20 protein-coding genes and 1 pseudogene are annotated in these 25,109 nt (G+C 44.5%); 8 read left to right on the top strand and 13 right to left on the bottom strand.

The annotated features are described in order from the left end of the window. The 4 genes and pseudogenes from GZN30_RS17000 to GZN30_RS16985 form a co-directional block, all read right to left on the bottom strand. Positions 1–1,041, bottom strand: a complete 1,041-nt coding sequence (locus GZN30_RS17000; protein WP_075652359.1) for an ABC transporter permease — start codon at positions 1,039–1,041, stop codon at positions 1–3. Then, positions 1,041–2,129, bottom strand: coding sequence for a microcin C ABC transporter permease YejB (locus GZN30_RS16995; protein WP_075652360.1), 1,089 nt, complete (start codon positions 2,127–2,129; stop codon positions 1,041–1,043). The genes GZN30_RS17000 and GZN30_RS16995 overlap by 1 nt, the downstream gene beginning before the upstream one ends. A 10-nt stretch (positions 2,130–2,139) precedes the next feature. Beyond that, a pseudogene (locus GZN30_RS16990) lies at positions 2,140–3,894 on the bottom strand (extracellular solute-binding protein); the annotation flags it as partial. Between the two features lie 254 nt (positions 3,895–4,148). Then, positions 4,149–4,667, bottom strand: a complete 519-nt coding sequence (locus GZN30_RS16985) for an NUDIX hydrolase (protein ID WP_075652362.1) — start codon at positions 4,665–4,667, stop codon at positions 4,149–4,151. A 325-nt stretch (positions 4,668–4,992) separates the two neighbouring features. On the opposite strand from GZN30_RS16985, the gene GZN30_RS16980 reads away from it, so the two are divergent. After that, entirely contained in the window at positions 4,993–5,997 is a 1,005-nt protein-coding gene (locus tag GZN30_RS16980; protein WP_075652363.1) for a 2-hydroxyacid dehydrogenase, read from the top strand. Positions 5,998–6,046: 49 nt separating this feature from the next. On the opposite strand, the gene GZN30_RS16975 is transcribed toward GZN30_RS16980, so the two are convergent. Then, entirely contained in the window at positions 6,047–8,407 is a 2,361-nt protein-coding gene (locus GZN30_RS16975) for a Lon protease family protein (RefSeq protein WP_075652364.1), read from the bottom strand. Positions 8,408–8,690: 283 nt separating this feature from the next. On the opposite strand from GZN30_RS16975, the gene GZN30_RS16970 reads away from it, so the two are divergent. Continuing rightward, the gene (locus tag GZN30_RS16970) at positions 8,691–9,185 is read left to right on the top strand and encodes a hypothetical protein (protein WP_075652365.1); all 495 of its coding nucleotides are present in this window, start codon (positions 8,691–8,693) and stop codon (positions 9,183–9,185) included. A gap of 35 nt (positions 9,186–9,220) precedes the next feature. Here the strand turns inward: GZN30_RS16970 and GZN30_RS16965 are convergent, their stop codons facing one another. After that, complete coding sequence (locus GZN30_RS16965; protein ID WP_075652366.1) at positions 9,221–10,120, bottom strand: LysR family transcriptional regulator; 900 nt, start codon at positions 10,118–10,120, stop codon at positions 9,221–9,223. 160 nt (positions 10,121–10,280) lie between these two features. Here GZN30_RS16965 and GZN30_RS16960 point away from each other — a divergent pair, with 160 nt between their 5' ends. Together GZN30_RS16960 and GZN30_RS16955 are read left to right on the top strand one after the other, a co-directional pair. Continuing rightward, the gene (locus GZN30_RS16960) at positions 10,281–11,972 is read left to right on the top strand and encodes an L-lactate permease (RefSeq protein WP_075652367.1); all 1,692 of its coding nucleotides are present in this window, start codon (positions 10,281–10,283) and stop codon (positions 11,970–11,972) included. Positions 11,973–12,229: 257 nt separating this feature from the next. Beyond that, a complete protein-coding gene (locus tag GZN30_RS16955) occupies positions 12,230–12,853 on the top strand; it encodes an esterase/lipase family protein (RefSeq protein ID WP_075652418.1) in 624 nt (207 codons plus the stop codon). Between the two features lie 81 nt (positions 12,854–12,934). On the opposite strand, the gene GZN30_RS16950 is transcribed toward GZN30_RS16955, so the two are convergent. From GZN30_RS16950 to GZN30_RS16935, 4 genes are all read right to left on the bottom strand, one after another. Continuing rightward, positions 12,935–13,408: a GNAT family N-acetyltransferase gene (locus GZN30_RS16950; RefSeq protein ID WP_075652368.1), complete on the bottom strand. Its 474-nt coding sequence runs from the start codon at positions 13,406–13,408 to the stop codon at positions 12,935–12,937. Between the two features lie 51 nt (positions 13,409–13,459). Continuing rightward, positions 13,460–13,885, bottom strand: a complete 426-nt coding sequence (locus tag GZN30_RS16945) for a hypothetical protein (RefSeq protein WP_075652369.1) — start codon at positions 13,883–13,885, stop codon at positions 13,460–13,462. 60 nt (positions 13,886–13,945) lie between these two features. Continuing rightward, a complete protein-coding gene (locus GZN30_RS16940) occupies positions 13,946–14,158 on the bottom strand; it encodes a hypothetical protein (protein ID WP_139312283.1) in 213 nt (70 codons plus the stop codon). A 313-nt stretch (positions 14,159–14,471) separates the two neighbouring features. After that, a complete protein-coding gene (locus GZN30_RS16935) occupies positions 14,472–14,621 on the bottom strand; it encodes a hypothetical protein (RefSeq protein WP_161987087.1) in 150 nt (49 codons plus the stop codon). Between the two features lie 15 nt (positions 14,622–14,636). On the opposite strand from GZN30_RS16935, the gene GZN30_RS21470 reads away from it, so the two are divergent. Both GZN30_RS21470 and ylqF read left to right on the top strand, forming a co-directional pair. Further along, entirely contained in the window at positions 14,637–14,762 is a 126-nt protein-coding gene (locus GZN30_RS21470) for a hypothetical protein (RefSeq protein WP_269472808.1), read from the top strand. Positions 14,763–14,812: 50 nt separating this feature from the next. Then, positions 14,813–15,757: a ribosome biogenesis GTPase YlqF gene (ylqF, locus tag GZN30_RS16930; RefSeq protein ID WP_075652370.1), complete on the top strand. Its 945-nt coding sequence runs from the start codon at positions 14,813–14,815 to the stop codon at positions 15,755–15,757. A 73-nt stretch (positions 15,758–15,830) separates the two neighbouring features. On the opposite strand, the gene GZN30_RS16925 is transcribed toward ylqF, so the two are convergent. Continuing rightward, positions 15,831–16,814 carry a CobW family GTP-binding protein gene (locus GZN30_RS16925; protein ID WP_075652371.1) on the bottom strand — a complete coding sequence of 328 codons (984 nt, stop codon included), beginning with the start codon at positions 16,812–16,814 and terminating at the stop codon, positions 15,831–15,833. Between the two features lie 501 nt (positions 16,815–17,315). Between GZN30_RS16925 and clcA the strand changes: the two genes are divergently transcribed. Both clcA and GZN30_RS16915 read left to right on the top strand, forming a co-directional pair. Next, positions 17,316–18,728 carry a H(+)/Cl(-) exchange transporter ClcA gene (gene clcA / locus GZN30_RS16920; protein WP_075652372.1) on the top strand — a complete coding sequence of 471 codons (1,413 nt, stop codon included), beginning with the start codon at positions 17,316–17,318 and terminating at the stop codon, positions 18,726–18,728. Positions 18,729–18,883: 155 nt separating this feature from the next. Continuing rightward, a complete protein-coding gene (locus GZN30_RS16915; RefSeq protein WP_075652373.1) occupies positions 18,884–19,855 on the top strand; it encodes a TDT family transporter in 972 nt (323 codons plus the stop codon). An 18-nt stretch (positions 19,856–19,873) separates the two neighbouring features. On the opposite strand, the gene GZN30_RS16910 is transcribed toward GZN30_RS16915, so the two are convergent. Both GZN30_RS16910 and GZN30_RS16905 read right to left on the bottom strand, forming a co-directional pair. Further along, on the bottom strand, positions 19,874–21,931 hold the full coding sequence (locus GZN30_RS16910; RefSeq protein WP_075652374.1) for a hybrid sensor histidine kinase/response regulator: 2,058 nt from the start codon (positions 21,929–21,931) through the stop codon (positions 19,874–19,876). Between the two features lie 127 nt (positions 21,932–22,058). Beyond that, positions 22,059–25,109, bottom strand: coding sequence for an AAA family ATPase (locus GZN30_RS16905; protein ID WP_075652375.1), 3,051 nt, complete (start codon positions 25,107–25,109; stop codon positions 22,059–22,061).

Here is a 25,109-nt window from a genome sequence, read left to right as displayed (position 1 = left end):
TTATCTACCTTGTTGGTGTGGGTCAAACGCATCACGCACGGCTTCACCGATAAAGACCAGCAAAGTCAACATCAGTGACAACACCACAAATGCTGAAATACCAAGCCATGGCGCTTGCAAGTTCGCCTTGCCTTGTGCCAATAACTCACCAAGTGATGGCGAGCCCGTAGGTAAGCCAAAACCGAGGAAATCCAATGACGTTAAAGTTGTCACCGAGCCGGAAAGAATAAACGGCATCATGGTTAATGACGCGACCATCGCATTGGGTAACATATGGCGCAGCATAATACGGCTATCGTTAACGCCCATCGCTTGAGCTGCACGGACATAATCGAAGTTACGACAACGCAAAAACTCTGCGCGTACAATACCGACCAAACTCATCCAACTAAACAGCACCATGATCCCGAGTAGCCACCAAAAATTCGGCTCAACGAAACTGGATAAAATAATCAATAGGAATAGTGTCGGCATACCCGACCATACTTCGATAAAACGCTGACCAAACAGATCAAGCCAACCGCCGTAGTAACCTTGGGTCGCACCGACGGCAACACCGATAATGCTGGATATGATGGTTAATACAAAACCAAAGATCACCGAGATACGAAAGCCATAAATGATTCGCGCCAGCACATCGCGCCCTTTATCATCGGTCCCCAGCCAGTTTACACCATCCGGTGCTGATGGCACGGCGCCAACCACGTTGTAGTTGATGGTGTCATAGCTAAAACGAATTAACGGCCACACAATACTGCCGTTCTCTTCAATCAGTTCAATTACATATGGATCGGTATAGTCAGCTTCACTTTCAAATTCACCACCAAATTCGGTTTCCGCATATTGATTAAAGATCGGCATATACCACTGCTGATCGTAGTGAACTAATAGCGGCTTATCATTGGCAATAAACTCAGCAAAAAGGCTTAAAAAAAACAAAATACCAAACACCCACATCGAGATTAAACCTCGCTTGTTGGCTTTAAATCTATTCCAGCGCGCTTCATTAAGAGGATTGCGCATCTTAGTCTTTTTAGTCATTAGCGCGCCTCAAAATCAATGCGAGGATCGACCCAGGTATAGGTCAAATCGGAGATGATACTGAGGATTAACCCCAATAACGTCATAATATACAAGGAGCTAAATACCACTGGGTAATCACGTTGAATCGTCGACTCAAACCCAAGTAACCCAATCCCTTCAAGAGAGAACATCACCTCAATCAGCATCGAACCGGTAAAGAAGATACTAATGAACGCACTCGGGAAACCAGCGATGATGATCAACATGGCGTTACGAAACACATGGCGATACAAAATACTACGCTCATCTAAGCCTTTGGCACGCGCAGTCACTACATACTGCTTGTTAATCTCGTCGAGAAACGAGTTTTTGGTTAACATACTCAGCGTGGCAAAGCCACCGATTACCATGGCTAAAATAGGTAGAGCTAAATGCCAAAAGTAGTCAATGATCTGCTGATACCAACTCAATTGGTCAAAGTTACTTGAAACCAACCCTCGCAGCGGGAACCAACTGAAATAGTTACCACTCGCAAAGATAATGATTAGGATAATCGCAAATAAGAAACCGGGAATGGCATAGCCAACAATCACCAGCGCACTCGACCAGATATCAAAACGCGACCCGTGGTGTATCGCCTTCATGATCCCAAGCGGAATAGATATCAGATAGATAATCAACGTACTCCACAAACCTAGCGATATCGACACTGGTAAACGCTCGACAATCAAATCGATGACATTGCCACCTTTGAACAAACTCTCACCAAAATTAAACGTGGCGTAGTTTTTCAACATGTCGAAATAGCGTTCATGCAGCGGCTTATCAAAACCAAATTGCTTTTTGATCTCTTCAACGACTTCTGGGTCAAGGCCACGCGAGCCTTTATAACCCGTCGCTGTCGCTTCATTAGAAATATCGAGTTCAACTTCCGTACCGCCACCAGCAAAACGCTCCATAATGCCTGAAGATTGACCTTCAATCTGTGCGATCGCCTGCTCCACCGGTCCACCCGGTGCGATTTGGATGATAAAGAAGTTGATGGTGATGATCGCCCACAGCGTAGGGATCACCAACAACAAGCGTCGAAAAATATAGGCAGCCATTTATCCCTCTTTAACGGCGTTTTTCTGGTAGAAGTTGGCTTTTATCTTGTGATATCCACCAAGTATCAATCCCTAAATCGTATTTTGGCATCACATCAGGACGCTCAAATTTATCCCACATCGCGACGCGATACGTACTGATGTGCCACTGAGGAATAATGTAGAAATTCCACTGTAGAACTCGGTCTAACGCGCGACCAAGTGGCAATAACTTATCTGGATGTTGCTGGTTTTTGACTATCTCTTCGGTAAGCGCATCCACAACTGGGTCGTTGACGCCCGCCGTGTTGTAGGTTGAATCCATGTAGTTCGAGTTCCAAATGATCATCAAGTTTGGACTCGGGTACGGATTAGCCGAATATGGCGACGACAACATATCAAAATCGCGGTCACGCAAGCGTTTTATGTATTGGGTGGTATCGACCGTACGGATCTTCATATCGATCCCCATACGTTTGAGGTTCTTTTGCAATGGGATCGCAATACGCTCTGTGGTTGGACTATACACCAAGAACTCGAATGCCAAAGGTTGACCGGTTTCGACATTAGTCATCACTTTGTTGCGCAGCTCCCAACCCGCTTCTTTAAGCAACTTAAATGCGGTACGCATTTGAGAACGAATGCGCCCTGAACCATCAGTAACCGGTGGTTGATACTCCTGAGTAAATACGCGCGGTGGAATTTGCTGTTTAAACGGCGTCAGTATCTTCACTTCTTCTTCAGAAGGTAAACCGCTTGCTTCATAATCTGTATTTTGGAAGAAGCTACGAGTACGAGAATACTGACCATAGAACATGTTGGCGTTCATCCATTCAAAGTCCATCGCGTAGTTAATCGCTTCACGCACTTTTGGATCTTTGAAAAATTCACGCTGGGTGTTAAATACAAACGCTTGGGTAGACTCCGGCTTCTGATGAGGGATCTCTTGTTTAACGATAAAACCTTTATCGAAGTTCTGTCCTGTATATGAGTTAGCCCAAAACTTGGCTGACGTTTCCAAGCGAAAATCAAACTCGCCCGCCTTAAACGCTTCAAGCATTACCGTATCATCGCGGTAGTAATCATATTGGGTTTGTTCAAAGTTGTAGCGACCGACATTCACAGGCAAATCTTTAGCCCAGTAATCTTCAACGAGCGAATAAGTCACGCTTTGCCCTACTTTGTAGTCACTGACTTTGTAAGCAGAACTGCCAACTGGTGGCTCGGAAAGTGGCTCGGAGAAGTTTTTATCTTGCCAAAAATGCTTGGGTAACACGCGGGTTGATTGAGCAAAGCTGAACAGCTTCTCACGGTTTGGTTTCGCCATCTCAACTCGCACTAACAAGTCACTTTTTGCCGTTACTGACTTAATGTCTTCGTAGTAAACGCGGTATTGAGGTACCCCTTCAGTCATAAACTTATCAAAGCTAAACGCCACGTCGTGTGCGGTAATCGGCTGACCATCATGGAAACGCGCTTTGGGGTTGATGTCGATTTCCATCCAAGTGAAATCGTCTGAGTAGCGAACCTTCTGTGCAATCAAAGGATAGAATGCATCAATTTCATCACTCGGGCTAAACATCAGCGTATCGTAGAGCTCACCAGAGCCACGAGCCGCAACACCGCGAGAAGCAAAGCGGTTGAAGTTATCGTACGTACCGACAACCCCATAGGTGATCTTGCCAAACTTTGGCGCATCAGGGTTTACATAGTCAAAATGAGTAAAAGTGTCTGGATACTTGGCTTCGCCAAAACCGACTAAAGAGGTACTTTCGATCACGGCTGAAAGCGCGGTTGTACTAACAAGCGTGAATACGCTTCCTATAACTAGGCGTTGAAACTTCCCCATGGCTACTCCCTTAGCATTTTATACTGTTTTTATATTTCAATTACTTGAGGTAAGTATATACCGTATTTTGCCTTCAGGTATAAGTCAAACGGTGAGAATTTGTTATTTTTCATCCACCTCTCTCGATTCATGTACATAAAAATAAACCCGCATTAAGCGGGTCTACTGATGTTCATAAAGTCTGTACTGGCTTACAGCATTTCTTTAGCCACTAACTGCAGCAAGAAAGTTTCACGTTCAATACTCATGCCTTTTTTCGGGCTTTCCGCCATGGTTTTCTCATTATGAGCGATCGCTGCATGAATGTTCAACCAGACCGGTTTCATGCCATTTTTGATTTCATAATCTTCATAAGCGGTTTCACCAAGCTCACGATCAATCTTACAGGTATAGCAATATGAGGTCATATGCATCACATCAGCATCATCTTTGTACCAAGGACGAAATTCTTCATAGATACCAAATGGTTTAATGCTGTGAATGTTCTGCGCGCCTGTCTCTTCTTGCAGCTCACGTACTAGCCCGGCAATCACATCTTCATTCTCGTCAATACCACCACCAGGAATGGTGTAATCGTGATAACGCTCAGTATAAAGCAACAGAATATCTTCGCCGTCGACAACAATCGCGCGAGCGGCTTTGCGTTGAAATACGGTTTTATCGTCTAGGTGGTCAATCTCAGGATGAATTGTGGTTTGTAGGTGTCGCATCGTTTGTCTTACTGCTTATAGATTTAGGCTGGGATGCTACCATAGTGGCGATCGCATCGAAAACTCAAATTTTGCCAAGTTTCCCACTGACCATTCGCTACAGTTGTGGGGATTCCATCTAATCCAACACAAAATTTATGGTTTATTTCGCTAGCAAACAGCGCTATTAATGATATTAACTCACTCAAATTAGTGGCAAAGAATTATTTTCTAACTTAACGAACTTTATTGCTCATGACTTAAGATTGAAAAATGGGTTCGACTCTGGTTTCGGAATGTCCTTGTTACATTCCCTTATCGAGATTCCTGTGTAGCAGAGGTATCTATGACAAATATCGCCTTGTTTAGTAGTAAATCTTACGATGAAAAATCATTCGCAGAGGTCAATCAGGCATTTGGCTTCAAACTTCATTACCATGACTTTAGACTGACAACGAAGACTGCTCGTATGGCGCAAGGTTGTAGTGTGGTATGTGCGTTTGTGAACGACGACCTTTCCGCCCCGGTACTTGAAGAGTTAGCGCGCCATGGTGTCAAACTCATCGCAATGCGCTGCGCGGGGTTTGACAGAGTCGATCTCGACGCTGCCGAGCGCCTCGGTTTACAAGTGGTTCGCGTGCCAGCCTACTCTCCAGAAGCGGTGGCAGAACACACGGTTGGGATGATGATGTGCCTCAATCGACGTTTTCACAAAGCTTATCAAAGAACGCGCGATGCCAATTTCTCTCTAGAAGGGTTAGTTGGCTTTAATTTTCACGGTAAAACGGTCGGCGTATTTGGCAGCGGTAAAATAGGCTTAGCAACGATGCGAATTCTTAAGGGCTTAGGCATGAATATCCTGTGCGTTGACCCTTACGAGAATCCTCTTGCGGTTGAGCTCGGGGTTACTTACTGCGACAAAGAAACACTGCTTAAATCCAGTGATATCATAACGCTCCATTGTCCGATGACGCCTGAAAACCATCACCTGCTCAATCAACAAGCGTTTGACCAAATGAAAGATGGTGTAATGATCGTCAATACCAGCCGCGGTGAACTACTGGATTCAGCGGCAGCTATCGAAGCACTCAAAAGAGGCAGAATTGGCTCGTTGGGATTGGATGTTTATGACAACGAAAAAGAGCTGTTTTTCCAAGACAAGTCCAACGACATCATTGTCGATGACGTTTTCCGCCGTCTCTCCGCTTGCCACAATGTGCTGTTTACGGGTCACCAAGCGTTCTTAACTAACGAAGCCCTATCAAACATCGCTCATACCACACTGAGTAACGTACAAGCCTTTAGCAGCAATCAAGCCAGTGGCAACGAGCTGATTACTCGCCAAAGTTAATCCGAGCATAAAGCACAAGGCTCTGAAATTTCAGAGCCTTGTTTGTCGATTACTTGCGTAATGCGTTGAGTTTGGCTTGGGCGATACCGTAGATAGTATCAATCGGATAGCTGCCCTCATCACTTGGCGTGCCGGCAGGTTTACCGGTAAATATTTCAATCGCTTCGGTTACATGGTCAATCGCCCAAATATTGAACTCCCCACGTTCCACTGCCTTGACCACATCCGGGCGCAGCATTAAGTTGTGCATGTTCGAACGAGGAATGATCACCCCTTGTTGATTAGAGCGCCCCTTGATGCCACACACATCAAAGAAGCCTTCTATTTTCTCGTTAACCCCACCGATCGGCTGAGACTCACCAAACTGGTTCATCGAACCGGTTATAGCAATATCTTGTCGATTTGGTTGTTTGGAAAACGCCGACACCACCGCACAAAATTCAGCCATGCTGGCACTATCACCATCGACACCACCATAGGATTGTTCAAAAGTAATAGTTGTGGTCAACGGCACTTTGGCGGTTTTGCCAAAGACAGAAGATAAGTAAGCAGTGAGAATCATGACCCCTTTGGAGTGGATACTGCCTCCTAGGTCGACACTTCGCTCAATATCAATCACATCACCATCACCATAGCAAGTCGTCGCGGTTATACGGTTTGGCGCACCAAACATATACTCACTCGTACTTAATACTGATAGCGCATTCACCTGCCCCACTGCTGTACCTTCGGTATGAATCAAAGTGGTTCCATTGATAAAGCCTTCCATCACCGCATCTTTTAATCGGCTAACGCGCAGCTCTTGATTCGCCAACGCCTCTTCAACGTGGCTGGAACGAATCATATTGGCATTGGCTTGCTTAGCCACGTAATTTGATTCTCGCAATAAGTTAGCAATGTTCGCCGAATGTAATGAGAGTTTGTTTTGATCGCCAGCCAAACGCGAGCTGTGCTCGATAATGCGCGCAATCGCTTTACGGTCGCAATGCAACATACCATTGTCATGCACCACGCTGGAGATAAAGCGCGCGTAATGGTTTTCTGAATCCGGGGTACGCTTCATTTCGTCTTCAAAATCAGCCGTCACACGGAACAACTCGCTGAACTCTGGATCGTAATGTTGCAACAACTGATAAGTCCGATAGTCGCCGAACAAAATGATCTTAACGTCTAATGGAATCGGTTCAGGATCCAGTGATACCGCGCCTGTTAAAGTGAGCTCTTTTTCAAGCGAAGTAAAACTAAGCTGTCGTGAGCGCAACGCTCGTTTTAGACCATCCCACACATAAGGTTGCTCTAGTACCTTTTGAGCATCCATCAGCAGCACACCGCCATTGGCTTTATGTAAACTACCGGCGCGGATTAATGAGAAATCAGTAAATACCGTACCTTTATAGGTCGCTGTTTCAATGTAACCAAACAGGCTGTGATAGTTTGGATTTTCTTCAACAATCACGGGGAATTCGCAACCACAGCGATTGACTAAAATGTTCACTTTGTAGCGACGAGGCAACTTTTTGTCTAAAGACGCTGCCGCTATCTCTGCTTGCTCATTGCCCTGCTCTAAGAAAATATCTGCGTTTTCAACAATATCTTTCTTCAATTCAGACAGGTAGGTTTTAATTTCAGGATACTGAGAGTAATCCTCTTTCAAACGTTTGATAAAGTGTGCGATTACGTCCAGCGTGACATCATCATTGAGCTTTTTAATCTTTTCGCTGAATGTTTCTTCCCACTCAGTCAGCTCTCTAACCATTGTACGAAGCTTAACTTCAAGCTCATCAATCGAGGTACTGAAGATCTCCTGCTCTTTATCAGATAATTGGTCGAAGCTCTCTTCGGTATGCAGCTCTTCCCCATCCATCGCGACAAACTGATAATCACCCTGAGTGGTAACAGTTAGACTGATGCTTTTTTCTTTTGCTTCTTTACTGATCGATTCAAGCTCTACCGCTTGCTTTTGCGCCAACTGCGCTTTTAATTTCTCTGCGCGGGTAATATAGAGCTCGTTATCAAACGCAAGCGGCATCGCAACCACCAGCTTGGCAATCATCTTCTCAATATCTTGTTTGAACTTTTTACCCACTCCGCAAGGTAGCTTAAGTACCTTAGGCGTTCGGTTGTTTGAAAAATCCGAAACATAACACCAGTCATAAAGCTCAGCGACATCATTTTTATGTCTATTGAGGTAACGTAAAATCATGGTGCGCTTACCTAAGCCATTTTGACCAATGGCATAGATGTTATAACCCTTCTCTTTGATAGACATCGCGAATTCAACCGCTTTTTGCGCGCGTTCCTGACCGACTATCTCATCAATCGGCGGTAAATCCTTTGTCGACTTGCTCGGCAGCTGCTCTAACTCTGTAGAATGGTACAGCTGACTTGCCAATAGCTTTTCAATCGCCATTTATATTCCCTCAATACTGCGCCTTAAACCTTCTCACCTATTCAACCATCATATTGGGTCTACTTTGAGAATCTAAATCCAGCCTACTAAGCAACGTGGATACAGCAAGTTTAGTTTAATTTTATTTAGCTTTTAGTGACTTAGGCTGGAATCACGCCTAACAGCTCAAACATTAACCAATAAGAATACAATGATAATTATTTGCAATTGATATTCAATTGCATTTAAATGATGACAGTTATCTCAAATTGCATGCATTACCGTTTTTAAGGAGTTCACTGATATGGATCTCAATCAGTGCTGGAGTCACTATCAAAAAGCAGAGCAACTGTTAGAGCAAGGCCATTGGCCTGAAGCTCAGTATTTATACGACCAAGTGCTCTCTCATATGCCAACACATATTCAAAATGCGGCGGAATGTTCACAAACTAAACCGTGTCAGTTTGTTTGCCTGATTACTGGCTATCGTGATGCTACCGTCTCGCAATCACAAATACTCAATAGAATGGGACAATATCAAGCTGCTTTCGATTGCCTAAATCAAGCCCATGCTCTGCTTCAATTCCTCTCGATTGAACAAGGGGACTTAATCCGTTCGACAGAACACTTAATTACCAAAGCGAGTGATGACTTAATGCACCATATTGGCGCTTTTTGTTCATCGCAGCGGAATGCCAGTTGGATGTTTGAATATGAGCTACTACAAAAAGCTCAACACTACTTTGACAATCTAAAGTTCGCGCAATACAACACACCGCGCAGCTATGTAATCAATTGATAGGATTAGCAGTGTCAGCATCCATTAGACGCCCACTAGAAATAGTGGGCGATTTCTAGATAACGATTCTTGATGTGTTCAATCAACATTTTTACTTTTTTAGGCGGCTGACGTGTAAACGGATACACCGCATAAATCCCCAATCGCTTACCGACCTGCTCAGGAAATAGATCAATCAGCTCACCGTTATTAAGATCATGGTAAACCAAGCAGCGCGGTACATAAGCGATACCATGGCCCCCCATCGCCGCTTTGCGTAGCGCAGTGGCATTATCGGTGGAAAAATTACCGGAAACCCTGATGATTTGGTTGCGCTTTAGGTCTTTAAACTCCCACTCACTCGCCCCAGTTGTTTGATAGGCGTATTGCAGGCAGTTATGGTTAAGCAAATCATGCGGTTTAGCCGGGCGGCCAAACTTAGTGATATATGCGGGAGACGCACACACTACCCATTGTGAGTCGAGCATATGTCGTGCAATCAAACTGGAGTCTTCTAGATAACCGGTACGGATCACCAAATCATAGCCACCATCAACTAAGTCAACAAAGCGATTATCGAGCGACATATCGACGGTTAAACCTGGGTGAGTGTTGCAAAATTCCGCCACCGCATCAGCCAAAAGAAGATCACCAGAAATGGTTGGCACAGACATTTTGATGTGACCGGTTACTTTCTCACCAAATCCAGAGACAGAGTCAGCCGCTTCTTGCGTGGCTTGCTTCACATTTTTAGCACCTTGTAACAAAGCGCGGCCTGCTTCCGTAAGTGTGAGCTTGCGCGTCGTACGGTAAAGTAATTGAACGCCAGCTTGCTCTTCTAATCGCGCAACTCTCTTGCTAACTACTGAATTTGTAAGATTATTTTGCTCAGCTGCTTTGCTAAAACTTCCCAGCTCGAAAACTTGGGAAAACAAAATTAAATCGTCCGCTCGCATTTATTACACCATTTTTGGAACTAATAATTTTCATTATCTCCCTATATTAACAAAAAATAAAGCGTAACATTCACATCCAATTAACACCAAAATCACAATAAATATAACTAAAAACCATTCGTCAGCATTTGATTATTCTGCCCGAGAAAGGAATTTCCCTATGAATGAAACCCTACTTGCCCTAGCCGCATTCTCACCGATTGTGGTGGCGGCAATACTATTGGTTGGCCTTAACTGGCCAGCGAAAAGAGCCATGCCGATTGCATTTGCTTTAACCGTATTCATTGCAATACTCCTCTGGGATATGTCACCAACCCGTGTGTTTGCCTCGATTTTCCAAGGACTCGGTATTACCGTATCGGTGCTGTGGATTGTGTTTGGCGCTATCTTCTTACTTAACACTCTTAAACACACCGGTGCGATCACCACTATTCGTAACGGCTTTACCGACATCTCAGAAGATCGCCGTGTCCAAGCCATCATCATCGCTTGGTGTTTTGGCTCATTTATCGAAGGTGCTTCTGGCTTTGGTACTCCTGCAGCCATCGCCGCCCCACTATTAGTCGCGATTGGCTTCCCTGCGCTTGCAGCGGTTTTAATGGGCATGATGATTCAGTCCACGCCAGTTTCGTTTGGCGCGGTCGGCACACCTATCATCGTCGGGGTGAATAAAGGTCTGGATACTCACGGTATTGGTAATGCTCTGATTGAAAATGGCTCCACTTGGAATGCCTACCTACAGCAAATCACCTCTAGCGTGGCAATTATTCATGCGATTGTTGGTACCTTAATCCCTGTCCTCATGGCTATGATGCTGACCCGCTTTTTCGGTAAAAATAAAAGCTGGCGTGAAGGTCTGGATATTCTGCCGTTTGCGCTATTTGCTGGCATAGCATTTACCGTTCCTTACGCGTTAACGGGCGTATTTTTAGGCGCAGAGTTTCCATCACTGATTGGCGGTCTATTTGGTCTCGCTATTGTCGTTTCAGCAGCGAAAAAGGGCTTTTTAGTACCAAAAACCAAATGGGATTTCGAATCTGAAGATAGATGGCCAGCAGAATGGTTAGGCTCACTGAAAATTGATTTAAAAGATAACCAAAGTAAGCCAATGAGCTTAGTGATGGCATGGGCGCCTTACGTTTTGTTAGCGGTTGTTCTAGTGGCAAGCCGTGTCAGCACTGAATTTAAAACCATGTTAACCAGTGTCAGTGTGTCGTTCACTAATATCCTCGGTGAAACAGGGATTAGCACGGCAATTCAACCGCTTTACCTGCCTGGTGGTATCCTGGTATTCGTTGCTCTAGTCGCGGTATTAATGCAAGCGAAAAGCTTAAAACCACTGGGCGCGGCATTTACTGAATCAAGTAAAACTTTGATTGGTGCTGGTTTCGTACTGCTGTTTACTATCCCTATGGTGCGTATCTTCATCAATTCAGGCGTTAATGGTGCAGATCTCGCCAGTATGCCGGTAACAACGGCGAACTTTGCCGCTGGCATTGTTGGCTCTGCTTTCCCAGCCTTAAGTGCGACCGTTGGCGCGCTGGGTGCGTTTATTGCGGGCTCTAACACGGTCTCAAACATGATGTTTAGCCAATTCCAATTTGAGGTAGCACAAACGCTTACTATCTCTAGTGTTGTGGTTGTTGCATTACAAGCTGTAGGCGCTGCGGCGGGTAATATGATTGCGATTCACAATGTGGTCGCAGCCTCTGCAACCGTGGGGCTACTGGGTCGTGAAGGTGCCACCTTACGTAAGACAGTTCTCCCAACATTCTACTACTTGGTGATGACGGGCATCATTGGCTTAATCATTATCTATGGTTTCCAATTTACTGATGTACTAATGAAGTAATTTGTAAAGGCGCTGTTTTAAGCCGCAGCGCTTGACCTACCAAATTGGCACTGGTGTTCATTACGTCCGACAAGACTGCGATTGTGCTCTCTACTTTCGCTCCCTCACGAACATCAGTGCCAACTTTTCATCGATACTTATCCCGTTATCTCACCACTGTATTTTCGAGCTAATATTCGCGACACCGCCCCTAGCGTTAGTGCTTGGCAATCTTTATAATTTCTGGTTGATGTTGTACGGAAGTAGTTGAGGTGGCGATGAAAATCATTATTTTGCACGGTTTGTATATGCATGGATTAGTCATGCAGCCATTGAGTCATAAACTGCGTAAATTAGGCTATCAAACTCAAGTTCTGACCTACAACACGGTTGCGATCGACAAACAACGCGTTTTTGAGAAAATCGACTGTGCACTCGACGCTGACCAAACCAATGTTTTAGTCGGACACAGTTTAGGTGGACTCATCATCAAAGCTTACTTAAATGATAGGCAACCAAACCTTAAAAGCATTAGCCACGTCGTCGCTATCGGTAGCCCGATAAGAGGGGCTTCAATTGTCGAGCGCATGCAGCAGTTAGGTATTGGCGGTATGCTTGGTAACTCTCCGCTACATGGTCTAAACCTGCATGATGATCTTTGGGATTTTAAGCAAAAGCTAGGCTGCATTGCTGGCACAATTCCACTCGGTGCTCGAGCACTGTTTGGAATGGATCAATCCATGCTTTCTGATGGAACAGTGACGGTAGAAGAGACCAAAATCGAAGGCATGACAGACCATATCCTTAGCCCAAGTACCCATACCAGCTTGATATACAATTCGTTCGTGCCCAAGCAAATTGATTACTTTATTAAGCATGACTGCTTTGAACATTTAGATTGAGTGAGGTAACAAAACTCAATCCTACCAAATGGGCTGTTGTCTACTGATCAAGCACAACAGCCAACCTATTGTGGAGCTCACTTATGATTGACTCGGCTGCCACACCATAATAGTCGTAGTAACGAGATGATGCTCTGCTGCATGAAGCTCTACAAAGCCCTGATTTTTATACAGACCTATATTATGACTTTCGCACTGTAAATAGAGCTCTTCAACACCCAGACTGACTGCTTTCTCTTTGGCTGCAGTGACTAATTGAGTGGCAATACCGCGACCTCGGTATGCTTGGTCAACATAAACACCACCAAGCCAATGCTCATATTGTGGGTAATTTTTGTTTTCGTGAAATTTTAACTCAGCAACACCCACCAGTTGATTATCGCAACGAACAACTAATGCTAATGGCATCCCATTTAACTTATTTGCTTTACTCGCAACCGAGTCTCGGACCATTTCCTCTGTAATATTGGGGGCAATGTGAGACCACTCTTTGTAGTACCAACGCGCTATTTTATTAATGTCAGCTTGATGATCCGTTAATAGTGTCGTTTCCATGAATAATCCTTAAAATAGTGATACTGACCGACGTATCTAATGCAATGGGGGTTAATTATTCAAGGTGCGCCATTGCTGTCCTACGCCGATGGCAAACAACAGCCCAATTACCAAGCAAATACTTGAACTGACTAGCCAAAACACAAGCGAGTTTTCTGGAAACCGCGGCATTAAAGCCACAAACGCAACTGCTCGGACAATAAACACACTGGCGATTATTACTAATACATACTGTGTAAAAGGAAGCTTTCTAATCACTCCAGCACCAGATAGGGCGAATATCCCCCAAGTTGTCAGAGCTAGAGATATGGTCAAAGTCACAACAGTAGGATACCAAAGACCTTGCTCTGCCATTTGCGCCATCTCCTCTCCTGCACCAAAAAAACGGTACCAGTCCGCTCCAAAAAAGATACAACCAATATGTGCTAGGGCAGCCAAAAAACAGCTAATTGCTGCCATAATTAAATTACGATTCATGAAATAATTACCTACTTTGCATCTCGCTATACCATAATTCAGCATTAAAATACGCCAGATCTAAATTGGCTGAATAACACAAACACAATTATTCACCCCGTCTTCATATGGCGACCTCTGCCAATTGGAATAACAGTATTTGATACGTAAATGACTCTTGGCGTTTTGTTCAATCGCAATTTTCTGCAATAGTGCTATTTCATGTGAATAACGATCTGCATACTGAACATCGTACTCTTCACCCGACCAGAATTCACTTTTACTCTGTTTCAAGTTAACAATCCTTATTGACGCTCCAACTTCTAAAAGGAATTGGTATCTAACCAGTAATGAGAATGCTTCATTGCTGTATTAGCACTATTCCTCACGCTTTTAACCTACCATCAATAGCAACAAATCAATAAATCTCAGCAAACTTAATTGCTTGTCCAATTGGCAAAGCCCCATAGTTGCGACAAATATCAAATTTAATCTGAAATATGTAACTTATGACTACTATTTTTGCTGCCTGATTTCGGGGAAACGCTATGCCACACCTCAACACTCGGGAAGTTGAGGTTTTGCATATTGCTGATCATTACGGCTATCAGAACACCAGATAACTGCTTTGGTTACGCACGCAGCCTTCAACAATCGTAATACCTAGACTGTGCTCATCCTCATTTTTACCCGTTGATCTTTCACCACGAATCTCGTCGAGGCGTGCACTCAGGCGAGTAAAATCGCTATCGGACAATGAGAGATCTGATAAATGAAAACACCAAAATTTAGTTACTTGCAGACAAAAGACGATCCTGCGATGAAAAGTGGTACAATATCGAAAGACCTCAACCAGTTTAACCTGATTGATTACAATGGCTGCATACATGGCGGTTAGTATCTAGGTAAAAACGGTTAGAATAGACAAAATAAAGGTATTAGATACAAATGGTTAATAACTCTATCCAATGGTTTCCGGGCCACATGCACAAAGCACAAAAGGAGATTGCAGAAGCGATCCCTCAGATCGATGTGATTATCGAAGTGCTTGATGCTCGTATTCCATTCAGTAGTGAAAACCCAATGATTTCAGAGCTGCGTGGCGACAAGCCAGTAGTAAAAGTACTGAACAAACGCGATCTTGCGGATCCTGAGATGACTCAACTTTGGATTGACCATCTGGAGAAGGAAAGCAACGTTAAAGCGATGGCTATTACCACCTCTCAACCTCAAGAAGTGCAAAAAATTCTCGAACTTTGCCGCAAACTGGCACCGCACCGCGAAGAGATTGGTAAAAACATTCGCACCATGATCATGGGCATTCCTAACGTAGGTAAATCCACCATCATCAATACTCTCGCTGGTCGTACTATCGCAGTAACAGGTAACCAACCAGCAGTAACGCGTCGCCAACAACGTATCAACCTACAAAATGGTATTGTACTTTCAGATACTCCTGGGATTTTGTGGCCAAAAGTGGAGAACCCGCACAGTGGTTTCCGCCTTGCCGCAACTGGTGCGGTAAAAGATACGGCGATGGAGTACGATGAAGTGGCATTCTACACGGTAGAGTACTTAGCCCAAGCGTATCCAGATCTACTTAAAGAACGTTACCAAATTGATGAGCTGCCAGAATCTGACGTAGAAATTATGGAAGAGATCGGTCGTCGTCGCGGTGCACTTCGTTCTGGTGGACGTGTTGACCTGCACAAAGTGTCAGAGATCCTGCTGCACGAACTGCGTGGCGGTACTTTAGGTCAGGTGACATTAGAGCGCCCTGAAATGATCACGGAAGAGTTAGTTCAAGTTGAAATTGAAGCAACTCGTCGTGCAGAAGAAAAGGCTAAGCGCAAAGAAGAACGCCGTAAGCGTTACCTGCGCAACAAGCGCTAATATATGCTCAAGTAATCTCAAAGTGTTTGAGTATAGTAAGGGGACGTTAAGTCCCCTTTTTTATCTGCACACTTTATTGAATGCCTGCTAATTTCACTAAAATTTGTTCTAGTTGATCCCAAGGCATTAACTGAGAGTCGATCACTTCTAGACGAGACTCAAAACCTGCTAGGCTCATTTGGTTAACGGAAACCACACCATTTGCAACGTTAAATGCATAACAACCTTGGTCAGTATTCACGACTGCTTTTACGCGCTCAGCCGTTAAAGCTGAAAGCATTGAGAATAATTCATCAAAATTAAACTCATACTCTGCACCGAATAGCCAACCACAACTAAAATAACCCTGCCCTTTGTTCTCGCGACGAATGAAAGCTTCACCCGGTGGCAGTTCAAATTGCGGCTCTAAACTTGCGTGATGATGGTGATGGTGCTCGATATGGCTTGATGCACCACCGAATACTCGCTCGATATCCAAGATTTCTAAAGGCAGTTCGCCATTTTGCACCAACTTACTAAAGACCTTCGGCGGCTGCTGTTCAGTCACCCAACTGCTGAATACATCGATGTCGTTGCTATGGCACAAATCAACTTTATTACCAATCACTACATCGGCACTATCAAGCTGGTCATTGAAGTTCTGATTTGAGGTATATTTTTCATTCGATAGATTACGCGGGTCTACCAGCGCAATCGTCGCTTTCAAATCGACGTAGTTTTCATACTGTTCTGAAGTCAAGGTCGCAATCACTTGCTTTGGATGCCCTAAACCTGTTGGTTCGATGATCAAACGATCCGGCTTTTGACGAAGCAGAGCATTAATACCCACCGACATTGGCACACCCGCAGTGCAACACATGCAACCACCAGGCACTTCCTTAATCATCGCCCCTTGCTCGGTCATCATGGCACCATCAATGCCAATCTCACCAAACTCATTCACTAGTACAGCCCAGTTTTCGTTCTGCGGCTTATTCTTTAATAAGTTAAGAATCGTGGTGGTTTTACCAACACCTAAAAAACCAGTAATGATGTTGGTTGGGACTCTCGATGTCATGATATTTCTCCAAATGATATATCGGTGAGTATATCGTTGAAAAGCGAGCAACGTCGAGAGCCTAGATGACAAAAGGCGCACTATTAAAGCGCGCCTTCTCCCTCGTTACTCAATCGTGAGTCTGCGAATCAGAATGTCTATTGATGCATTCCGATATATTACGAGGATTTCGAAATGATTATGTTGATTCCATCCAAATTGTAGGTAAGGCGCCATTCCTCCATGCGAGTTTTGATTCAGATTGCCTTACGCTTTAAATATGGCTCAAAACAGCAAAAGTTCAAGATTTTTTTCATCATAAGCAGTTAATAAAACTCACGATTAAGCAACAGCTCACATTCCCTACTATTTCATTTAAAAAGTTCTTGGTCAGTGAATAAAACCAATTTTGGAATTCAATATTTCATTCTTATCGCTATAGTTATATCAGTAGAGGCGTATAATTTTATTTCCTTTCAAACTACTGGCTAAACAGCCATATTCGCAGAGGTAATAACCGGAATGACCAATAGAGAGAAAATCAAACAGTCTTTACTCGCAAAAGTGCCAAAAGATGCGATTAATCAGTTTCTCTCTAAAGATAAAACCCCTGTTTCCGTGCTGCTGATGTCACTGTTAGTTGGGGTACTTGCCGGTTTTGTCGGTACCTACTTTGAACACGCCGTCCAATTTGTTTCCGAAACTCGCACCGTTTGGCTCAAATCTGAAATTGGTAGTGCTTTACCACTATGGCTCGCAGCCTTTGTGATAAGTGCTGGCTTAGCCTTTGTTGGTTACTACCTTGTTCACCGTTTTGCACCTGAAGCCGCTGGCTCTGGTATCCCTGAAATTGAAGGGGCAATGGATGGTATCCGCCCTGTGCGCTGGTGGCGCGTACTTCCGGTTAAATTCTTTGGCGGTATGGGAGCACTTGGCTCTGGCATGGTGCTTGGTCGCGAAGGTCCAACTGTACAAATGGGCGGCGCAATCGGTCGTATGGTGACCGATATTTTCCGCGTTAAAAACAGTGATACCAAACACTCGCTGCTCGCCTCTGGTGCTGCTGGCGGTTTGGCTGCCGCCTTCAACGCACCACTAGCTGGTATTATGTTTGTCGTTGAAGAGATGCGTCCTCAATTCCGCTACTCTTTGATTTCGATTAAAGCTGTGATTATTTCGGCAGTCTCTGCCAACATTGTCTTTCGTTATATCAATGGACAGGCAGCCGTTATTACCATGCCACAATACCAAGCCCCTGAATTATCAGCATTATGGCTATTTCTGGTACTGGGTGCACTGTTCGGCATGTTTGGTGTGGTATTCAATCGCTTAGTCACAATTGCGCAAGATCTATTTATTCGCCTCCACAAAAATGACCGTAAACGCTACTTAATTACTGGCTCTATGATTGGTGGCTGCTTTGGCTTAATGCTTTTATACATGCCGGAACTCACTGGTGGTGGTATTTGGCTTATTCCGAACATTACTAATGGCGGGTATGGTGCAGCATTTCTACTGTTACTGTTCCTTGGTCGCATTTTTACTACCCTACTCTGTTTTGCATCCGGCGCCCCTGGTGGTATTTTTGCCCCGATGCTCGCGTTAGGTACACTATTTGGTTATGCCTTTGGCTTAATTGCCCAGCAGCTCTTCCCAGAATTGCCAATCACACCGGGAATGTTTGCAATTGCAGGCATGGGAGCGTTGTTTGCAGGTACTGTACGTGCGCCAATCACGGGGATATTGTTAGTGATTGAAATGACCAATAACTACTATTTAATCTTGCCGCTTATCATCACCAGCTTAGGTGCCGTTATCTTTGCTCAATTATTGGGCGGGCAACCTATTTACAGCCAGTTGCTACATCGTACCTTGAAAAATGAGAAACTGAGACAAGAGGATTTTCCACGCGATACCAATCAAAATCAGCCTTAATATTAAGACCATCAATCCCATCGATTGAGAATCAAGGCTGAGATAGACCAATTGATAATTGGCACAACGGTATTGAGCTTGATATCATTCGCGCCACTCAATGAGGCAATGGACAGCCTCACGCAATTCAATAGATTTAAGGTTAGGAGCTCGGCTTGAACTGGAGAAGGCTGACACAATTTCAAGGTGTACCACCGTCACAAGCAGCTCTTGCTCTCGGCATTATTGGCTTAGGTCAAGCATGGGCGCTATATGTCCCAACCATTGGTGAAGCAATTCGCCCTTTTATGGCTGGCTTGGGGGCGCTTATGCTCGCTCCTGTTCTCATCAAGTACTTTACGCACCCTAAAATCTTTATCGCCGATCTCCGTCATCCTCTTAGCGGCAGCTTAATGGCACCAATGAGCATGGCGCTACTGATTTTGTGCGATTATCTTGCGGTTATTTCTCCAATCATTGCTTACCCAATTTGGTTTGCTGCAGTTTGGCTACACATCACCATGATGGTGCTGTTTTTTACCTTTCAGTTAACCAACTTTAAGATTTCAAACATCGTACCGAGTTGGTTTCTCTATCCTGTAGGCTTAATTAGCAGCTCGTTGGCAGGCACTCAGTTTGGTCATACTGTGTTCTCAGAAACCCTAGTTAACACCTGTATCACCATCTATTTCTTTATGTTGCCGCTGGTACTCTATCGATTAGTATTTGAAGGGATGTTACCGCGTCGAGCACGTCCAACACTGGCAATCATGGCAGCGCCCATTAACCTAACGTTAGCGACCTACTTAGTTAACTTTAAGAACCCAGACCCGATTCTGACGGGCGCTTTAGCCGGTATCGCGATTACCATGACACTGATGATCTATCTGTGTTACTTCCGGTTAATGCGTTTGAAGTTTCAGCCATCGATTGCTGCGGTTACCTTTCCTTCGGTAATCAGCGCCATTGCGATGCATCGTCTTACCACCTTCTTTGAACAATATCACCCGCGTTGGCATTGGCTGCATGACTTTGGCTTCTTTGAATTGTCGATTGCCACTATCTTGGTGGTTTGGGTTTCGGCTGGCTATGTGAAGATGTATTTCCCTGAGGGATTTACTCGTTCAACAAATCACAGTGAAGGGTAATTGGCTCACTTTTATCGCTTACAACCACTTACTCACTTTTAGCATCAAGTTTTCACTATTGGCTGGTTTAATGAGGTAATCATTGATTCCGGAGCGATGAATCTTACGCGCCATTTCAGCAGAAGAGTCGCCGGTATAACCGATAATCGGTATCGATATTAGGGGCGAGTTCATTCGGCGAATCTCCTTAGCCGCCGTTAAGCCATCCATAATGGGCATTTCTATATCCATCACAATCAAATCGACTTTCGACTGCTGTAGGCGCTCTAACGCCTCTTGCCCATTTTGCGCTTCGATAACCGTGAAACCGTACTTCTGCATTAAAATAGCGGTATAAGCACGCATAGAATGGTTATCATCAGCCAATAGTAATGTTTTACCATGGTAGCTCTTTTGTCCTAAATCGAGCTTACGGCTGGTTGGCGGCGAGTCAAAAATCAACTCATCAATAATGCTTGAACACTGAGTAATACAGTGCGCTTTTTCAACCGGACAAAATTCAATGCTAGACTCTAAGTCATAACGATACTCAGACTTTTTATCGTAGAGATATACCAATCGACCTTGGGTAAAACTGAGTTTACTTTCTAGCTCAGCAAGGACTTGTTGATCAGCCAGCTTTTCATCGAGATCGACAAATATGATGTCGTACTCAAATTCATATTCCGCCTTCTTCAACGCCTTGGACAAACGCTTGGATTTAAAATTAAAACCAAGATAAAACGAACTTTCATCAAGGGCAGTCAAAAGACCAATTGATTCCCCAATGTAAAGCACACTCTTGTTCTTAAGCATGTCGAGCTTAATTTTATTCACCGCAGGAGATTCATACGGCGGAAAGGTTAAGGTGAATTCGGTAAACTCATTGACCTCTGAACGACAGCGTATCTCACCACCAATCGCTCGCATTACTTTGAGACAAAATGGCAATCCTAGCCCATAACCACCCGCCTTACCTTGAGTATAAAAATCGTCAAAGATCTGTTTACTCACTTCAGAGCTCATCCCGACGCCGTTATCACGTAAGATCAGTTGGTTGAAGCCGTTAAATCGACGCAACTCAACAGTAATATTGAACTTATCGCGTTTGCCATGAAAAAATGCATTTTTAAGTAAATTGTACAAAGCGTATTTGATTAGTGTATCGCTACCCAAAAAGAAGAAATCTTCTTTTAAATTAGGCTGTATCGCTAATCGGTCAGCAGGGCTTGGATAAGAGAAACTCGCTAATGCTTGCTGAGTCACCAGCTGCATTGAGTGCTTACGATAGGTCGCATTGGTGATTCGGTTTTGATCGATGGAAGTAAGCAACAGATCGATGGTTTCTGTACCACTGCGTATCGCTTCATTGGCTTGCAAAATCACTTCATGAGCTAACTTGAGCGACGTATCATCCAATTCATAGACGCCGACTTTCTGTTTGCTCTGCTTTGCTTGTGACAATGGAAGCAAGCTCTCTAACACATCGAGTGACGCCTTAAGCGCACTCAAAGGATTTCGCATCTCGTGAGCAATACCAGCCCCAAAAGATTTGGCAAGCGAAACTCGGGATTCATGCTCTATTTGGCTACGCAGATGAAATAAATTACCAAACACGTAGGTAAAAGCAAAAATAGCGACATACGACCAAACCATGTGCTCTTGAATCGTATTCCAACTCGAGCCATAGGCTAAAAATATCGATGCGATAAAGGCTAATGTAGTCTGGAGCAGCAGTAACCCGGTCCGATAAACCACCAAGACATGAATAATAATCGAAGCCATAAATGACATCACCCACACTTCAGACCAGTCGTTCTTGAACATCATGTAGGAGAAGAAAAATGGCAAACAAATTGGCACACTGAAGGCAAAATAGCCTGGTAGGTAGCGTTGTAAGTAAGCTGGCAAGTACTGTCTTAACGCGATGACGGCAAACAAAAGCGAACAAACGATGCGCAATGAGAGAGATTCGTATGGTTGTGGGAACAGGTATTGCCACACATAGTAGTATGCCGGATAGCCTAGAAAACCCATCCAACCAATTACGGTTAGGTTAGGCTCCGCATACTGATAGACCTTACGAACCGATTCCATTTCACTTCTCATCATAGACTGGCGCAACCCGTTGCTGTGCCATACGGTAAATATAGATTATGTTGCACACTCAGTTTTGTGCAGCCTCAGTTTTCAACATTGTTTTACTTTGAGGCTGCAATCGCTTCTAGAAGATCGTACCCTGTAATTGGATATGGCTTCCGCTTCGGTCGCTTTTCACATCAATTCTTAGTGGCATTTGTTCTTTGAGTTCGCTGACGTGTGATATCAAACCAATTGTTCGTCCACCTTGTTGCAGATCAATTAAGGTTTGAATAGCCAAATCGAGCGATTCAGGATCGAGGCTACCAAAGCCTTCATCAATAAACAGCGTATCTAAACGAATGCCACCACTATAAGATTGCACCACATCAGAGAGACCAAGGGCTAGCGCAAGCGCCGCCATGAAGGATTCACCACCTGATAAAGTCGCCACATCGCGCAGCTTACCCGAGTAGCCATCTTCAACCATCAAGTCCAAACCGGAGCCTGCTAGACCTTTCGCTCGTTCTTCTTTACGACGTAACTCATAGCGCCCTTTACTCATTACGCGCAGTCGTTGTGACGCTTGAATTAGTACATCATCAAGCAAAACGCCCAATACAAAGCGATGCAGGCTGACACGCGCACCGGTTCGCCCATTGGCAATATCACTCAATGTACCAATGACTTGATATTCAGCTTCAAGAGCTTTGTTTTGCTGATAAAGCTGAGTCAAAATTTTCGCCACTTTATTCAAGTTATCAAGTTGTGACTGCAACTTAGTCAGCGCATCCAATTGAATTTGATGCGCCGCTTGCGCCTGATTAAGTGACTGCTGTAACAGCTCTATATCCGGCAAACTTTGCTCTGCTAGTTCTTGCTCTAATGTTTCTAGCGCCCCATTTAGGCTCGATGTTCGCTCAGCAAATTGCGCCAACTGCCGTTCTATCTGCTCTATTTGCATCGGTTCTAAACGAGCTTCAAGATACGCGGATTCAGTCTCAAATTGGCTCTGTTGCAGCTGCTTAATCCAATTAGACTCATTGCTTTCAAGTTGCTCTAACGCCTCTTTAAGCTGCCTGTCGTTTTCTAGCTGCTGTGTCTTTACCGTAACCAGTTGGGTATGAAGGGTTTCCAGCTTCTGCTTTGCTTGCAGCTCTGCTTGTTGCAACTGCTTAACTTGATTATCTGTTTGCGTGATAGTTTGCTGCACGTAAGCCAAGTCTTGATCTTGCTCAGTCAAATCTTGCAATAAGTTCGCCAAACTGCCTTCTAACTTCGCTACCAGTTGCGTCGCTTCCGTGAGCTGCTGATGAGTCAATTCATCCTGCTGCTTATGTTGCAACAACAATTGCTCCGTGGTTTGCAACTGTTGCGAGATTTGCTCAACTGCGTTGAGGTTAACCGCACCAATCTGCATCTCAAGCTGTTGTGCTAGGTGTTGGATTTCTGGCTGAGGTTGCGGATTATCACCCAATTGCCCCTGCCAACCTTTTACAGCCTGCTCCACTCTATCGACGTCTCGTTGTGCTGCCTGTAAAGCACTCGATGCCGCCTCTTGCAAATTGAAACTTTGCTGCTGTTTTGCTCGGGCTTGATCAACTTGCGCTTTGCTCACCTCTTGCTCGGTAAACTGCGCCGGTTGTGGATGCTCTTTACTACCGCAAACTGGGCATGGTTCACCAAGTTGCAGTGTTTTTGCCAGTTGCGCAGCTTGCGAGGTGTGCCAATAATATTCTTGCTGATCGGCAAAGCGTTTTGCTTGCTCAAACTGGGCTTTTGCTTGTTCAAACTCAGACAATTTAACTTGGTAGATAGCCCTAAATTGCTCCGCAGCTTGTTGAGTATTCGCAAGCTCTTGGTAGTTCTTTAATTGTGTCTGTAGCTGTTTTAGTTCCGCTTGCTGCGCTGGTAGCGCCGCTAAGCTGTCTTTTGCTAGTTGCAGTTGCTGCTGCTGCTGATTTTTAGCCGCATCTTCAAGCATTACGATTTGTTGAACGTTTTGCTGATGCGTTTGTTGCAATTGCTGTTGCGAGTTTTGCGCTTGTTTGAGTTTCGCGTGTTCTTGATCACGCTGATTTAGACGTTTCGCGATCTCATTTAAATTGAACAATTGCTGAGTCAGTGCAGGAATTGCCTGAGCATCTGAGCTAGCTTTATCTGCTTGCGCTTTTGCTTCACCATACTCAATCGTCACTTGTTCAAGTTGTCTGGCACCTTGCTCACACGCGCTCTTTGCGCTTACTTGTCTTTGTTGCGCTTGCTGCCATTGGTTGTGAGGTAAGTGCAGATCTTGAGCTTGCTGAGCATGTTTTCTTTTTGCCGCTAACTGATCCATAGCTGGTTGTTGCGCCAAATGTTCATTGCGACTTGCCACCAGTTGATCACGCTTGATCATTTTAGCCTGTAACTCATTGGCAGCTTTATATTGCGCCTGAGCGTTTTCCAACACACTTTGAGCATTAGTTAGCTGCAGGTTCGCATCACCAATAAGAGGCTTAACGGCATCAATCTGCTGGTTTAGCTCCTCTTCGCTCGATACTCCGGCAACATCGAGTGCGCCTTTGATCTGGTTATCAAACTCATCTTTAGCTCGACGAATATGCGCAGCTTTATCCAATAGCGCTTTTTCTATCGCGACATACACATGAGTTTGGAATAGTTGACCAAAGATCTGTTCACGCTCTTTAGAGTTGGCAATCAATAGCTCACGGAATTTACCTTGTGGTAACACCATTACCTGACGAAACTGTTTTACATCTAAACCAATAAGCTCACTGATCGCTTTTGCCACTGGGCTAGGTTTGTTGGCTAACAACGCTTCTTCATCACCATCAATGCGAAATAGCACCGCTGTGTGATCTTTTTTGGTTAAGCCATCGCCACGTTTTTTCGGCAACATCTGCGTAGGCGTTCGTTCAATTCGGTACTGCTTACTACCAAGAGCGAACTCAAAAATCACTTCTGTTGCAAAATCTGGAGCTGCGTGATCACAACGCATCTGTTCGCCAGTACGTTCGCTTCCGGTTGTTTCTCCGTACAGCGCAAAGCAAATCGCATCTAAAATAGAGCTTTTACCTGAGCCCGTCGGTCCATTGATTAAAAACAGTGGAGATTGACCGAGTTGTGTGAAATCGATAACTTGCTTATCAGCAAAGGGACCAAATGCTTGGATAGTGAGTTTTAATGGCGTCAT

Source organism: Vibrio ponticus, assembly GCF_009938225.1.
Classification (GTDB): Bacteria; Pseudomonadota; Gammaproteobacteria; order Enterobacterales; family Vibrionaceae; genus Vibrio; species Vibrio ponticus.
The sequence above is the reverse complement of the archived record's forward strand: the minus strand, read 5'-3'. Positions and strand labels throughout refer to the sequence as shown.